A 14,901-nucleotide genomic window follows, 5' to 3' on the forward strand; every position below is an offset into this window, starting at 1 on the left:
CTTTTTGATAGTTAATGTGATTTAACGGGCCATGCACCGGTTTGCAGCAGCATAGTTAACCAGTCTTCCAGGTGCCAGGTTTTTTCCAGCCTCCCATTTTTCAGGTGATGGAATTCATGGATAGCAATAGTGAGTTTCTGATTGGTCGCCGGTATACCCATAAACTCGTTGCCATGAGTAAATACCATTTCTGCCCGTACGCCGGCCCGTTGATGAGTGCCAAAAATTTCATGTACGTTAACGATCACATCAGGAAATGCCTCGGTAAATCCCTGTACTAAACTTCTATATCCTTCAGGACCGTCCTGCTGGCCTGGGCCTAGTGGAATATCCTGCCAATCCGGGGCTAAAATTTGTTCGATCACACTATAATCACGTTTACTGAATAAACCATAAAATGTTTTTAAGGTATCGATTTCCTGTTGGGTTAAAGCTTTCACTAAGCCTTCTGCTGTTTGATCTGTAGTCATTGATTTTTATAAAGTATTGATTATTATAAGATTATTCAGGCTTTGCACAGGTTTATTTTTAAGTGCAAGTAAGTACCGGTAGAGCGGCCAAGCAGATAATTTTCATATTGCTTCCGGACACAAATAGAATTTTGGTTATTTTGCAACAACCGCTATCTTGCCTGTTGCTCTTCCGGATTCCACTGCGGCTTGCGCGTCGGGCAGTTGATCAAATTCAAATACCAGCGTAATTTTGGGCGTAACTTTGCCTGCTTTGATAAGGTTACTGATTTCGGTAAGTACTTTGCCTGAAGAATTCACGAATACACCCAGGCCATTTACAGCGCTTTCTTCCAATTTTGCCGAAAGTGCCTCTGCAAAATGCGGCTGCAGGTAGACCAAACGTCCTCCTTTTTTAATTACTGAAATCGAGCGCAAAACATGTTCGACAGAGTTGATGGTATCAATTACTACATCTACATCACTTACTTTGGTTTCAAAGGGACTTTCTGTATAATCCAAAAATTCATCTACACCTAAACTGCGTACGAATTCTTCATTTTTACCTGAAGCTGTGCCGATAACATAAGCACCACGGTCTTTGGCAAATTGTACAGCGAAGTGGCCTACGCCGCCAGAGGCTGCATGGATAAGAACTTTTTCTCCTTTTTGGATATCTGCCAGCGTAACTACAGCCTGGTAAGCTGTCATAGCGGACATAGGGGTGGCTCCTGCAGAGGTGAAGGACAAATTTTCTGGCTTAAATGTTAACTGGTCAGCCTGCGCTACTACCTGGGTAGCATAGGTACTGCCCAGTCCTGGCATATTTACTAAACCATATACCTCATCTCCCGGTTTAAAGGCCACTACCCCTTCTCCGACTTGTTCAACAATACCCGCTACGTCCCATCCCAGGATTATATGCTCAGGAAATATTCCTCCAGTGATCATACCTAGAATATCTTTTGAACTACGGACCTGGATATCTATCGGATTGATACCAATCGACTTAGTCTGAATAAGCACTTCACCAGCTTTAACTGTGGGGGTAGTTAAAGTGATTAATTTTAAGTTTTCCAACCCTCCGTTTTTTTCTAAAATATAAGCTTCCATTTTTAATATTTAATTTATTAATAATAATATGGAAGCAAAGTTAGTGGTCAGAGAAAGCCTGAAAAAGCCTGATTCAAACTAAAAATGGTGCAAAACAAACAATTTTACCCCCCCTTGTCACTTAAGATCGAAATTGATGAGGCGTGGTCAGATTTTGTTTTTTGAAGAATTTAATAAAATTAGAAGTATCATCAAACCCTAAACACCAGGCAATTTCCCCGATATTCCAGTTGGTATGTTTCAATAAGGCCCTGGCTTCCGATGCTATCCGCACTGAAATCAATTGCGTAGTTGTCTTACCTGATGTACTCTTTAATACCCTATTCAGGTGATTAATATGAACATTGAGCCGATCTGCAAATTCAGCAGCGGTCTTCAGCCTAATTTGTTGTACAGTAGATTCGATAGGAAACTGTCTTTCCAAAAGCTCATGAAATAAAGAATCAATGCGTTTACTTGCATTAGAATCAACTTCTTTTTTAATTGTTAATGCCGGCCTTAATTTGAGGGCCATATGAATAAGTTCGAACACCTGGTTTCGCAACACATCATATTTATAGAGGTAATCTGAAGAAATTTCAATGAACATTCGTTCAAATAATTCCATCACTTTTGCAGCCTCTTCATCATTGAGATCTAATATGGGCGTTCCACCAGGTTGGTAAAGCGGATAGTCTGTAATACTTCCGAATCCCTTCATGTAATCTTCAGTAAATACGCAAAAGGCTCCAACCGGCTGCTCATTCGATGGAGTCCAGTTATAGGGTATTTGGGGATTGGCAAACATGAGCATATTGTGCCGCACGTTATAGGTCTGATCAGCATATTCTACCAAATGCGCTCCTTTAATCAGCGCAATTTTGTAGTAATCCTTACGACTGTAGGGCATAGGATATGCAGGTTTAGGGCCGGTATAATCTTCCATTGTAAATACATTGAAATGTCCCGTTCTACGAAAAATATCGCTCGGGAGAATGCCCATTTTTTCCCGATAAAACACTTCCAGTGATTCCATTCTTTCCTGATTATCATTATAGCTGTAAAAGATAAATACCAAAATTATGCCATAGCACCGTTGGCGCCAATGATCTGCCAGGATATCCACTTTGAATCATCGCAGGCTAAAGTAACAATAACCCGGGCAATATCTTCTGGCTGGCCTATGCGACCAAAAGCATTGCTGTTGGTCAGACGGTAAATGTCTTGCTGCAACTACCAGCTGTGCAGATTCGTAACTGCCATTATAGTTAACGATAACAGCGGCACCGTTTTTCGCTAGCTCTAAAGCAAGTAACAGCACCTATACCTTTTGAAGCACCCGTAACCAGCGCAACTTTTCCATTTAATTTATGCATATCCTTATAATTTTACACCCAAAATTAAAAAATATCCTATTGTATAAATGGTTCAAATCAAACACTCTAAGGTGACAATCAAACAACACACCTTTAAGTGAGGCACCTGCGAGTAGCTTAAATGTCCTTGAGTAAGGAGCTTATCATACCGTTCCTACTTCTGTAGAATACAAAGCCTTCTTAAAAGTCACGGTCTTACTAAAATAAGAGGGATAATTAAAGCTTTTTACATTATTCCTCTTTTTGGCTAAGTCATTCAGTGAATCGGCTAATAAATCCGGTTTACTGTCATCCATATTTGTAATTATAATATGGTGGAATGCGATGCCAGCTTTTACAAAATTAACATCTTCACAGGAAAAATTAATTGAGAAAAAAAATGTTGGAACCTTCCGCGTCTCACTTACCCGTCAGGGGAATTGGTTTGTTAGAACTGCTGGGTGTATTTGGTATTATTATACCCCAGCTTACCGGTATCCTACCCGTTCTTACCCCCAATAGCGGCAGTTGGTTTTGCGTTGATCATGCTTGTCGCGTTTATGATTCATCTTAAAAAGAAGGAGTACGGGATATTACCTCTTTTAGTAATTGTATTTGCGCTATCTTTAATAGCAGCTTTATTTAGATTTTAAAAATTAAAAAGAACACCTTAACCCTTCTACAAAACATCTTATGTATTATAAATATGTTGTAATTGTTATCGCTTTAGCCATCATCGGTCTGGGATGCCGTTTTATATTTGCAAATGACTCCATACTCAAGGAATGGGGCCTGGAATCAATAGATTCAACAGGGGTTCTGGGAAGACGACTTGGCGCTATTTACCTTGGACTTTCAGTTTTATTATTTTTATCATTGACAAATATGTCAAAGGAACAGACCATTGTAATTGGAGTTTCTGCGATCTCAGGATTCCTGGCCATTTCTGGTATTTTAGATGTATGGGCTGGACGGGTTAATACGGGTGTTATCCGTTCAATTGTGGCAGAACTATTTTTATGTTTGGTTCTTCTTTCAACATTTTTTATAAAACGATAGCATGAACAATTTAAAACCCCATAAAGTTAAAAGTATATCTGAATTTCATCGCTTGACGGGCCTGCCAACACCTGAACATCCATTATTAAGTGTAACAAATTTTGATTCTTTTATACAAAGGCCTTTTAATGAACCGGTAAGTTTTATATTCGATTTCTATTCCATCTATCTCAAGCGAATCTCCAATGCAAAGTTCAAATATGGCCAGCAGAGGGGTGATTTTGATGAAGGCGTATTGTTTTTTATGGCACCTGGTCAGGTTTTCAGTATTGAGGTCGAAAAAGGTGAATCACTTAAACCTTCCGGCTGGATTGTACTAATTCATCCTGATTTCATATGGAATACAACCTTAAATAAAATCATAAAGCAATATGAATTCTTTAATTATTCAGTAAACGAAGCCCTGCATCTTTCTGTTAAGGAAGAGAAAAAAATTGTAAATATAATCAAGAGCATCCGGCAGGAATATCAGTCTGATATTGATAGGTTCAGCCAACAAATTATCATTTCACAAATTGAAACAATGCTCAATTTTTCAGAAAGGTTTTATCATCGCCAGTTTATCACCCGCAAAAAAACAAATCATCAAATCCTTAATCGCTTAGAAGACACGCTCATAAAATATTTCAATAACAATGATCTGATTGCGAAGGGATTGCCGACTGTTCAATTCATTGCGGATGCGTTAAATATCTCACCCAATTATTTAAGTGATGTATTAAAAGTATTGACCGGCCAAAGTACACAACAACACATCCACGGTAAACTGGTAGAAAAAGCAAAAGAAAAATTATCAGGTACCGATCTATCAATAAGCGAAATTGCTTATGACCTTGGCTTCGGGCATCCCCAATCCTTTACCAAATTATTCAAGGCAAAAACCAATCTTTCCCCTTTGCAGTTCCGAAACTCATTTAATTAAGTGAAATATCAACATCGCTTATTTAAGGTGAAGAGGTATTGACCTCGCTTCAGTAAATTCATCATAAATTCCAAAAGATAGGCAGATGCCAACCTTTTGGAATGATAAAATCTCAATTTACTTACCGTATACTTCCTGCAAGAATGATTGCACCGATGTTAATTTTCTCCCTATAAGATTTTCTAAATCGTGACTTGTGATATCCCCATCACCCTGTGCCTGCGCCAAAACAATGCCCACAAATTCTTCGGGAATAGATCCATCGGACTTTGACAAAGCTTCTGTAAACTCTTCAGGTGTAGGTGAAATATATCTTATTTTTTTGCCTGTAATTTCGGAGATACACATCGCTACATTATCGTAGCTGTATGCCTCGGTATTTACAAAGTCGTACACTTTATTCTCATGTCCCACTGAAAAAAGAACATCAGCCGCCGCTTCAGCCATTTCTGAACGCAACGCGAAACTCATTTTTCCCTTGCCTGCGGGCAAATAGATTATTTCAGTTTTCAACACATCGCCGATGAAGAATGGGATAAAATCCATATATAAGCTGGTCTTCAAGATAGTGTATGTTAATCCGCTTTCTCTTAACAATTTTTCTGTTTCAAAATGTGCTTTAGCGAACATCCAAAGTGGTGAATTCGGGGTTTCGTCTTTCCGCTCTCCGCTCGTGTAAATGACATGTCCCACTCTTGCTTCCTTTGCGGCTTTTACTACGTGCTCGTGCTGAGATGAACGATTTGGAATATCGTTGCCCGAAACGAACAATAGCTTTTTTACCCCACTAAACGCTTTAACCAGTGACGGGTAATCATTATAATCACCTAATACAAGGTTGATGCTTTTTTTTTCAAATCTTGAGCCTTGTCGGTATCGCGTACAAGTGCTGAAATTTGATTTGCTGGAATGCCTGCTTTTAGCAGAAAATTGATCGTTAAGTTACCGAAATGGCCAGTTGCTCCTGTTACTAGAATCATCTATTTAAATATTAAATGTGTGAATTATATTAAATGTTCTGCAAATAAACTATTTTTGTTACCTAAAGTAACGTGTTACCTTAGGTAACTTAAAAAAAGTAGTAACTACATGGTAACTAAGAAAAGTAATTGTAATGAGGCTAAGGGATGTCCGATCACTGCTACAATGGAACTTATTGGTGGAAAATGGAAGCCTGTTATCTTGTACAATCTTACTTTTGATACCCGGCGGTTTGGTGAAATTTCCGCTCGCATTCCAAGTATTTCTAGAAAAGTATTAACTCAACAATTAAAAGAATTGGAAAAGGACGGATTGGTAATCCGAAGGGAATTCAAAGAAATTCAACCACGAGTCGAGTATTCGTTGACAGAAAAAGGTAGAAGTCTTGAAGCTGTATTTAATGAAATAGCCGACTGGGGAATTAAGAATCTTTTGGCTAAGCCCATTAATGTGCCTAAGTGCTTTTAGTTTCCCTGAAAGAGTAGTCAAATTAACCTCAAACGGAATGTAAGCCAAAAAATTTATAATGCGAGGAAAAAATTGAATTTGAGGAATATTCCTGTTTTTTTCCAATTTCTAATACAATCTTCACTAACTCTACAAATCCCTGCTACGTCTATTTGACGTAAGTTTAGTTCCATTCTTTTCTTTTTTATATGATCACCTATAGATACAGGGTTTTCAGGATAAGAAATAGGCATTGGTTTTCCGGTTTGGCTTTCAAAACGCAAACAAGGCAACGCAGGAATGCCGTTTCATAGATACTGTTACCGCAGATGGAAACAATATCCGAAGCCAATGATAACTAAATATTTCGGAATATCAAATATGGCATCGATACGGGGATCAGGATAATTCTGAAAAATTTATGCTTCCGGCCTGGTAAACCTAAGAATATTCCAGCATAAGGGTTAAATTAGCCTAAATTTCCAGAATAATCATGGAAAACTTACGGATGATTAATTCATCCAAAGACTATTTGGTATATTGCACTGGTGAATATCGGTCTGTGATTTTCATTTCAATGATGAAGCCGGGCGGATATAACACCTACATAAATGTACCAGGGAGATTCAGTGCCATTCGATCGTCGCAAAAATAATCCGGCTTTTATTCTTGTAAACAGATAAATTAAATAATGATATGACAGAGCTAGATGTAACAGATAAAGAGATTCTCAGGATTCTTCAAATAAATGCGAGCATCACCCACAAACAGCTTTCAGAACAGCTTTACAAATCAGTCGCAACTATTCATGAAAGGATCAGAAGACTGAAGAATTTGGGCTATATTATGCGCACCGTCGTTATTCTGGATAGACGAAAGATAGAAATGAACCTGATTGCATACAGTCAGGTATTGCTAAATGACCATGCTGCGGAAACGCTTAAAGGCTTTGAAGATGAAGTCGTAAAATTTCCTGAAGTGATGGAGTGCCTTCAAATGACCGGAAGTTTCGATTTTGTTTTAAAAATTGCTACCCGTGATATGGACACCTATCATGACTTCTATCGTCGAAAACTTACAACACTTCCTAATATTACCACTGTCCAAAGTTTTTTCGTACTCTCTGAAGCGAAAACTGATACCGCCTATCCTATCTCATAAATTACCAGAGTTGACCCTTAACAATTCATATCATCAACATTGTTCAGTTTAACAGCACTTTATACTAATAAGGGGAAGCCATCCAGCTTTCCCCCCTTATTCCTCATTAACTAATTAACCTCTGGCACTTCTACAAAAAGCCAGTTTAACGTTTCTGGTAAGCCGCCAATCCGGCTTCCAGGAATTTTTTATAATTTTCAACATCATAATCAGCACCTTGCGGAGTGACCATAAGTTGTTCATTTCTTGGGTCTAAAAGCACATAAAATGGCTGTGAATTGGAATTGAATTTCGAGGCCTGAAGGTCACTCCATTTTTTACCAATGGTATTCAGTTTCCTGCCTTTCGAGCTTATCACTACGTCTTCAGGCATCACATCGGTCTTGTCATCCACATAAAGCTGGATCAGCACATAATCCTGGCTGATCATCTTATACACATTGCGGTCAGGCCATACATTGGCTTCCATTTTCCGGCAGTTTACACAGGCATGCCCCGTGAAGTCAATCAATACCGGTTTATTCATCTTTTTCGCATATTCAATACCTTCCTGGTAATCAAAAAAGGCATTTAACTTCAGCGGTGAGTGAAAGATATCTGAATATTTATGCGGTTTCTCATCCAATGTACGCGGATCTGCGCTATGCGAACCACCGATCAGCGAAGGAGTATAAAGATCAAAATCCTGTGTTTCCATTGGTGGCAGAAACGCAGAAACTGATTTCAGCGGCGCTCCCCATAATCCTGGCACCAGATACACGGTAAAAGAGAGAATGACAATCGACATCAATAACCTTGGCACACTGATGTATGAAAGCGAACTATCATGTGAAAACTTCAGCTTGCCCAGCAAATAGAACCCCATCATCGCAAAGATCACAATCCAAAGCACCAGAAAGATCTCCCGGTCAAACCATTCCCAATGATAAGCCAGATCTACATTACTCAAGAACTTAAGGGCAAAGGCAAGTTCCAGAAATCCTAAAACTACCTTCACACTATTCAGCCATCCACCAGATTTTGGCAGCGCACTCATGGCAGAAGGAAAGAGTGCAAACAAGGCGAACGGAATTGCCAGTGCCAGGGAAAACCCAAACATGCCAATTGCAGGTCCGAGCAGTGCTCCTGTTGTTGCTGCCTGAACCAGTAACGTTCCAATAATTGGACCTGTGCAAGAAAAAGAAACCAACGCCAGGGTTCCGGCCATAAAAAACAGACCGGCAACACCGCCTTTGTCAGAATTTGCGTCCATCTTATTCACCCATTTAGATGGAAGGGTAAGCTCGAAGGCTCCGAAAAAAGATGCCGCAAAAGTGACCAGCAGTAAAAAGAAGAAAAAATTAAAGACACCATTGGTCGAAAGGCTGTTCAGCGCATCTGCACCGAAAATCACAGTAACGAGCAAACCCAGTATCACATAAATCAGGATGATAAAAAATCCATATAAGGCCGCTTTGGAAAAGGCCTTTCCTTTGTCGGCACCCTTGGTAAAAAAGCTCACCGTTAAGGGCAGCATCGGAAAAATGCAGGGCATCAGCAATGCAGCGAGCCCACCTATAAAGCCTGAAATAAAAATCCCCCAAAATGTGGTCTTTTCAACTTTGTCTACCTTCGGTGCTTTGACCTCAATTGAAACAGGTTTGGATACCCTGGAAGAAACACTATCCACTTTTTTTGAAACAGAATCAACAGGCGTAGTAATCTCAGTGAACTCCAGCTCATCAGGCTTGGTAGTTTCCTGTGAAAATCCGCTGGCCGAAAATGCAACTATAAAAAGGACCAGTAAAGAAAATTGTTTGATAAAATTCATCATATAATTTACTTCACAGCTATACTAAACTCAACCTCACTAGGCGGAAGGCATTGCTTATCATCACAAACCATGAACTCCACTTTTCCTTTGACCACTACTGATTTGCCAACCAGTTTTACCTTTTGCTGAAAAATTGCTGAGCGTTCAAAGAAACTGACATCCATAGAGAAAACCGGCTCATTTTTAGTGATTGGCTTAGGCTCAACGGTTTTGCCTGCCAGGCTATAAGTTTTGGAAGAAGAAAAAGTAAATTTGGTGGCAACCGGCCCGCCATCTTTAACATATTGCGAATAAAGGTGCCATCCGGGCTGGATCGTTGCTTTCAGATAGACGATAGCCTCTTTAGCGTTTAATTTTTTTGCAGCATAACTCCATTTCACTGGTTCGAGTATTTGAGCATGTGCACTGAAGCCTGCCAGTGCCATAAAGACAAGCAAAATAAATAGGTTCTTTTTCATTTTAGTTTATGGGTGATTGATATCCCAAAGGTGGTAAACAGACTGCCTGAGAACAATGGAACCCATTAAATTCCATAAAACTTACTGAAATAAGCGTTAATACCAGAAAATTTCTGCTTTCTCTGGTATTCGGGCGGGTTAACCTGAAAAAAAACAAATTATTTTTCATCTATATGCATTATCAAATGGGAAACCACCGTCTTAAGATCATAGGCCGGGAATAACCGTATTGCTGGATTACGAATGCAGATTGCCACTATACATTCCATCGTCGAAATGATCCCCGGTTGTCTGCGTGATGAAAAGTAGAATGTCACTTGTTTGATTAGCCCGGAATGTTGGACTTTCCATTTCAACCAATGCACTTTCGCCAGCATCAAGACCTATATTTTCATTGATTTTTATTTTGCCGTCAAATACATAAAACAGGAAGGTGCAATTTTCAGCTGGCGCTTCGGGCAGAAGAATTGCTTCACCTGCTTCCAATCTCAAATCCATCAGCCAGGTATTGCTTCTTACCTGGAGCGGATAATCAGCAGCTTTGCCCGCTATCTTTCGCCAATGATTTTTACTGTAGATTTCAGGTAATTGATGGAATTGAACCTGAGGAGGCAGACCCGCTGTTTCTGGTCTGATAAAAATCTGCAGGCCTTCTAAAACACCACCATCCTCCAGCACCCGCTCCTCATGTGCATATCTTGCTCCCGCGTTCATCAGCATCAGTTTCTGATTGGAGATCACATCGGTATAACCCTCAGAGTCAAGATGCTTCACTTTGCCACTTCTTAAATAGGTGAGGATCTCATCGTCCTGATGTGGATGCATTGGGATCAGGGTTCCCGGTGTTATCCGCGCATGGTCAATCCGTCCAATCGTAGCAAAACCACTGTCGTTTAATTCAGGACGGATAAGCCCCGGATATAAAATTTGTATTCCAAAGCCACCATGCTGTCTACCATATTTTATGGCATTATCTATTTTTGTGATCATTATGCTGAATATTAATCGTGATGTAAATGATTAGTTTAGTTCAACTACAATTTTTCCGGTGTATCCGCCCTGCTCAGCGTATTGATACGCTTCTTTGTACTGGGAAAATGGGAATACTTTATTCACTTCAATCTCTACCCCTTTCTTTAGGCCATCCAGCAAAACATCAGTGTATTTAGTGGATGGACTGGAAAGTATTACAATGTGCTTTTTGGACCTGAATAAGTTTTTGAAAAGTGATACGGGGATCTCAATTGGCTTCGGTGTAGGGTTAAGATACAGGGCTTTAGATTTCATGAGCTGTCTGGCAGTTTTATAACCCATTTTACCGGACAAATCAATAACAATATCGTAGGTGGCTTTTTGGGAAAGCACATTTTCTTTGGTGTAGTCTATCACGGAATCTGCTCCCCATTTTTTTGCAGCTTCTATTCCTCTGCTACCCGTAACTGCTGTTACCTTTGCCCCGCTTTGTTTCAATAACTGAAGTAAAAACATGCCGAAACCTCCTGTAGCACCATTGATCAGGATATTTGTCCGGGAATTGATATTTCCCATTTTTTCCAATGCAGTAACTGCTGCAGTACCCACTACGGGAATAGAGGCAGCCTGGGCAAAACTGATGTCAGCAGGCTTTTTCCAGACCAGTGAAGAGGTGATCGCTACATATTCTGCTGATACTCCCTCTTTCATCATGTTTTTCACCACACCAAAAACTTCATCGCCTTTTTTAAGACCAATGACAGCACTTCCAATTTCTTCTACGATACCTGAGAAATCGGTACCTGTATGCTTTGGAAATTTTGAACCAGACATCAATGTCATTTCGCCTTTCCGGATTTTCCAATCCATTGGATTAATAGAAAATGCTTTTACTTTGACCAGTACCTGATCTGCTTTGATGACAGGTGTTGGTTGTTGTACAACTTGCAAAACTTCTGTGGTTCCGAATTTTTGATATACTATTGCTTTCATGATATTTTTTTTAATTGTTTAAATTAATATCACAAAGTTGTCAATAGCTACAGCATCAAACTTGTATCAGATCACTGTTCTGCATAAAGCAATTCACCTGGTTGTGCAATAACAAGAATGCTCGTCCCGGCTAATAAATTTCAATAAGATCACTATTGTACTTTAAGGCCTTGGGTGGCATCCCGAACATTTCATACATGTACTTATTGAATTGCGGGAGATCGTAAAAACCGGTATCGTAAGCAATATCGGTAAGGCTTCTTTCTTTATCAGAAAGTGCGAGGTAGATAGCCTGCCGCAATCTTGTCCATAACAAATATTTGGATAAGCTGCTACCGGTCTGTTCTTTAAAGATGGATGCTAAACGGGATGGCGAAAGAAAAACAAGATCTGCAAATGTTTTTGGCGTGATGTTCTGCTCAAAATAGTTGGTCTTGATGTATTCGACTATTTTTGTAACCCTTTCATCGTAATTGACCGAAGGTAATTTAGAGAGTAAGGCATCGATTACCAGGTTGATATCCAAACTGTCCTTTGGGGTCTGAAAGAAAGAATTCGTTTCAGACGGCGAGTCAAAAACAACATGATCCTGATTTGCTTTAAACCTGCCCGCCAGTTCCAGACCAATATTTGAATAGGGTTCAATATTTAAGACGTTCAATGTTCCTGTTTCAGCAACGCAAAAATGGGTAACATGGGGTTTGATCAGAAAACCATGAATACGCTCATGAAGTATTCCACTGATTGTTGAGTTAAATGGTGTATCGTTCGATAAAACGAGCTGATAGGCAGAATGGTGATGGATTTCTACCGTGAGATTTCGGGCTTTAAGCGCAAGAATGAAGGGGTTATTATTCTGTTTGATCATATAACCTGATGTTTATGGGATACCGGAAATTTACAAATTAATATGACATCAGGATGCTGGTTCCGGATTTTTTCCGATCCAGCCTGAACTGGTATGCTTAAAATCATCTGTAAATTTCAGACCGTAACCCAGCATACGGTCAAACGATGAATGCGCGGCCAGCAGTAAGCCGCCGGTAATAAGTATATCCATATGCATCAAAAAGCCGGTCGCCAGCAGGGCTATGGCTACCGCACGGTGATGAAACAAGTTATAAGTTAATGCGCCTGTACGAGAATTCACCAGGTAACCTATCATAGATAGATCAGGACTAAAAAAAAGCAATACCCACATCCAAACGGGCAATCCTGGATTATATTTCGTTAAGAAATAAATAGCAACTGCAGTTATGGCTGCCTCTTCAATTCTGATGGTGAAAGCCATCGCTTTTTCCTGATTCATAACACGATTTTTTGTTACCTCAAATGTAGAGGTGGAACAGCAGATATGCTCTTGACAAAAATCAAGAAACCATTTTCCTTCGTATCCGGCTAAAAGTTTCAGGTGTCATGCCGAGCATAGAGGCCAGGTACTGAAGCGGTACCTGATTAAAAAGCTCAGGATTTTGATTGAAGAGTTTTTGGTAACGGTCTTCGGCGGTCAGGGAGATTAAGTCGAGGATACGGTTTTCCATCATCACGAAACATTTACCCATGAACAGTTTTTCAAATTCATGCCATTTGGGTACTAGTTTCCCCATCATCAGATACGCTTCATAATCGATCGTAAATAAACGCGTTTCCGTCAGTGCCTGGATGTGAAAGCGGGACGTTTCCCGGAACATAAACCCCTGCAGATCCGTCATAAAATAACCGGCAGTGCCTATCCATTGGGTAACTTCCCTTTCCTGCAGATTTACAAAAACCCTTAAAATACCGCTTTCTATAAAACTAAGTTTATTACAGAACTTACCGGTTCGTAAAAAGTAGCTCCCCTTTTCAATTACTTCGGGTTTAAATAATGTACTCACTTTCTGGCAGTCATCCGGACTAATACCGAAATGATGGTGGATATAACTTTCAAGTTCGTTCATGCATATTGACTTTTTAAGCTCACCATATCGGCCCGGCCTGTGATGGTCATCGATAGATCTTTCATGGCCTCGCTCTCAATAATATTATATAAGTACAGTCTGTCAATACCTGTATATATTCCGGATAAGTAAGAAGTGAATAGGTAAATGTAGCATTTTTAAATTTTGTTTGCCCGGCTGCGCTTTTCTGCGATAGCTTTTTGCGTGATCTTTTTTAAAACAGGGTAACTATGATAACTTATAAGAATAGCTATATGCCAAAACAGTGATCTGATACAAGTTTCCATTTTTTAATCGCGGCATATTTGCATAGTTAATCATCAAACAATTTAAAAATACTAAAAATGAAAAAGAAAATAGTAATCCTTGGAGCAACCGGAACAGTGGGCAGCAAAATTTCAGAAATCCTTTTAAACGAAGGACATGAGGTCACATTAGTCGCAAGACACACTGGCAAATTAGAAAAATATCGTAGTCTGGGGGCAAAACTGATCACCGGGACCATTACCGATGTAGAAACACTCACCAGTGCCTTCAAAAATGCAGATAGTGCTTTCATCCTGTTGCCCGACAATGTAATGGCGGAAAATACAAGGGCTTACCAGAGACAGGTTACAGGCAAACTGATTGAAGCCATCGAAAACTCGGGTATCAGGTACATTGTGAACATGAGCAGTCTTGGCTCTCATATGCACGAAGGTAATGGGATCATGGGTGGTACAGGTGAACAGGAAGTCAGGTTAAACCAGCTGAATGAGGTTAATGTACTGCATATCCGTTCGGCTTATTTTATGGAAAACTTTCTGAGAACAATCGGCCTGGTTAAGAAAATGGGCTTCAATGGTACTGCTGCAGATGGCGACCATCCCATACCGATGGTTGCGACAAAAGATGTTGCAAAAATTGCGGCCGGGCATTTAGCAAAACTTGACTTTACCGGAAAAAGTGTCCATGCCGTGATGGGACCTAAAAACTATACCTACAGAGAGCTCACCAGCATTATCGGTAAAGCTATTGGAAATCCTGAACTGGCCTATGTACAGATCCCGGCAGCGCAGGTGAAGCAGACGTTCTTAAGCAACGGTTTTTCAGCCGATTTCGTAGACAACCTGGTTGAAATGGGGACAGCAATTCAAACCGGATTTATGAATTATCAAAAAAGGGATGATTCGACTACCACACCAACAACAGCAGAAGATTTTGTAAACGAGGTTTATCTGCCACTTTACAATAATTAATCAAACGAAAAACAGCGATCT

General features: G+C 39.9%; 15 protein-coding genes and 1 pseudogene. 5 read left to right on the forward strand and 11 right to left on the reverse strand.

Going from position 1 to position 14,901, the window contains the following annotated elements; genetic code table 11:
* Positions 1-11 precede the first annotated feature (11 nt).
* From AB3G38_RS06045 to AB3G38_RS06055, 3 genes are all read right to left on the reverse strand, one after another.
* Positions 12-470, reverse strand: coding sequence for an ester cyclase (locus AB3G38_RS06045; RefSeq protein WP_367867595.1), 459 nt, complete (start codon positions 468-470; stop codon positions 12-14).
* Between the two features lie 135 nt (positions 471-605).
* Positions 606-1,562 (reverse strand): NADP-dependent oxidoreductase, encoded by a 957-nt coding sequence (locus AB3G38_RS06050; protein WP_367867596.1) that lies wholly within the window; start codon positions 1,560-1,562, stop codon positions 606-608.
* A 121-nt stretch (positions 1,563-1,683) separates the two neighbouring features.
* Complete coding sequence (locus AB3G38_RS06055) at positions 1,684-2,577, reverse strand: AraC family transcriptional regulator (RefSeq protein WP_367867597.1); 894 nt, start codon at positions 2,575-2,577, stop codon at positions 1,684-1,686.
* Between the two features lie 1,012 nt (positions 2,578-3,589).
* Between AB3G38_RS06055 and AB3G38_RS06060 the strand changes: the two genes are divergently transcribed.
* Together AB3G38_RS06060 and AB3G38_RS06065 are read left to right on the forward strand one after the other, a co-directional pair.
* Positions 3,590-3,955, forward strand: a complete 366-nt coding sequence (locus tag AB3G38_RS06060; RefSeq protein WP_367867598.1) for a hypothetical protein — start codon at positions 3,590-3,592, stop codon at positions 3,953-3,955.
* 1 nt (position 3,956) lies between these two features.
* Positions 3,957-4,877: a helix-turn-helix domain-containing protein gene (locus AB3G38_RS06065; RefSeq protein ID WP_367867599.1), complete on the forward strand. Its 921-nt coding sequence runs from the start codon at positions 3,957-3,959 to the stop codon at positions 4,875-4,877.
* A gap of 117 nt (positions 4,878-4,994) precedes the next feature.
* Here AB3G38_RS06065 and AB3G38_RS06070 read toward each other — a convergent pair.
* A pseudogene (locus AB3G38_RS06070) lies at positions 4,995-5,857 on the reverse strand (SDR family oxidoreductase).
* A 109-nt stretch (positions 5,858-5,966) separates the two neighbouring features.
* On the opposite strand from AB3G38_RS06070, the gene AB3G38_RS06075 reads away from it, so the two are divergent.
* Both AB3G38_RS06075 and AB3G38_RS06080 read left to right on the forward strand, forming a co-directional pair.
* Positions 5,967-6,326 (forward strand): winged helix-turn-helix transcriptional regulator, encoded by a 360-nt coding sequence (locus tag AB3G38_RS06075; protein ID WP_367867600.1) that lies wholly within the window; start codon positions 5,967-5,969, stop codon positions 6,324-6,326.
* A gap of 675 nt (positions 6,327-7,001) precedes the next feature.
* A complete protein-coding gene (locus AB3G38_RS06080) occupies positions 7,002-7,466 on the forward strand; it encodes an Lrp/AsnC family transcriptional regulator (RefSeq protein ID WP_367867601.1) in 465 nt (154 codons plus the stop codon).
* A 145-nt stretch (positions 7,467-7,611) separates the two neighbouring features.
* On the opposite strand, the gene AB3G38_RS06085 is transcribed toward AB3G38_RS06080, so the two are convergent.
* The 7 genes from AB3G38_RS06085 to AB3G38_RS06115 form a co-directional block, all read right to left on the reverse strand.
* Positions 7,612-9,276, reverse strand: a complete 1,665-nt coding sequence (locus tag AB3G38_RS06085; RefSeq protein ID WP_367868752.1) for a protein-disulfide reductase DsbD family protein — start codon at positions 9,274-9,276, stop codon at positions 7,612-7,614.
* A gap of 8 nt (positions 9,277-9,284) precedes the next feature.
* Entirely contained in the window at positions 9,285-9,737 is a 453-nt protein-coding gene (locus AB3G38_RS06090) for a protein-disulfide reductase DsbD domain-containing protein (RefSeq protein ID WP_367867602.1), read from the reverse strand.
* A gap of 237 nt (positions 9,738-9,974) precedes the next feature.
* Entirely contained in the window at positions 9,975-10,727 is a 753-nt protein-coding gene (locus tag AB3G38_RS06095) for a pirin family protein (protein ID WP_367867603.1), read from the reverse strand.
* 30 nt (positions 10,728-10,757) lie between these two features.
* Complete coding sequence (locus tag AB3G38_RS06100) at positions 10,758-11,702, reverse strand: NAD(P)-dependent alcohol dehydrogenase (protein WP_367867604.1); 945 nt, start codon at positions 11,700-11,702, stop codon at positions 10,758-10,760.
* Positions 11,703-11,832: 130 nt separating this feature from the next.
* The gene (locus AB3G38_RS06105) at positions 11,833-12,570 is read right to left on the reverse strand and encodes a helix-turn-helix domain-containing protein (RefSeq protein ID WP_367867605.1); all 738 of its coding nucleotides are present in this window, start codon (positions 12,568-12,570) and stop codon (positions 11,833-11,835) included.
* Positions 12,571-12,618: 48 nt separating this feature from the next.
* Complete coding sequence (locus AB3G38_RS06110; RefSeq protein ID WP_367867606.1) at positions 12,619-13,011, reverse strand: DUF4260 domain-containing protein; 393 nt, start codon at positions 13,009-13,011, stop codon at positions 12,619-12,621.
* Between the two features lie 61 nt (positions 13,012-13,072).
* Positions 13,073-13,642 (reverse strand): Crp/Fnr family transcriptional regulator, encoded by a 570-nt coding sequence (locus AB3G38_RS06115; RefSeq protein ID WP_367867607.1) that lies wholly within the window; start codon positions 13,640-13,642, stop codon positions 13,073-13,075.
* A 344-nt stretch (positions 13,643-13,986) separates the two neighbouring features.
* Here AB3G38_RS06115 and AB3G38_RS06120 point away from each other — a divergent pair, with 344 nt between their 5' ends.
* On the forward strand, positions 13,987-14,880 hold the full coding sequence (locus AB3G38_RS06120; RefSeq protein WP_367867608.1) for an NAD(P)H-binding protein: 894 nt from the start codon (positions 13,987-13,989) through the stop codon (positions 14,878-14,880).
* Positions 14,881-14,901: the final 21 nt, after the last annotated feature.

Source organism: Pedobacter sp. WC2423, from assembly GCF_040822065.1.
GTDB lineage: Bacteria > Bacteroidota > Bacteroidia > Sphingobacteriales > Sphingobacteriaceae > Pedobacter.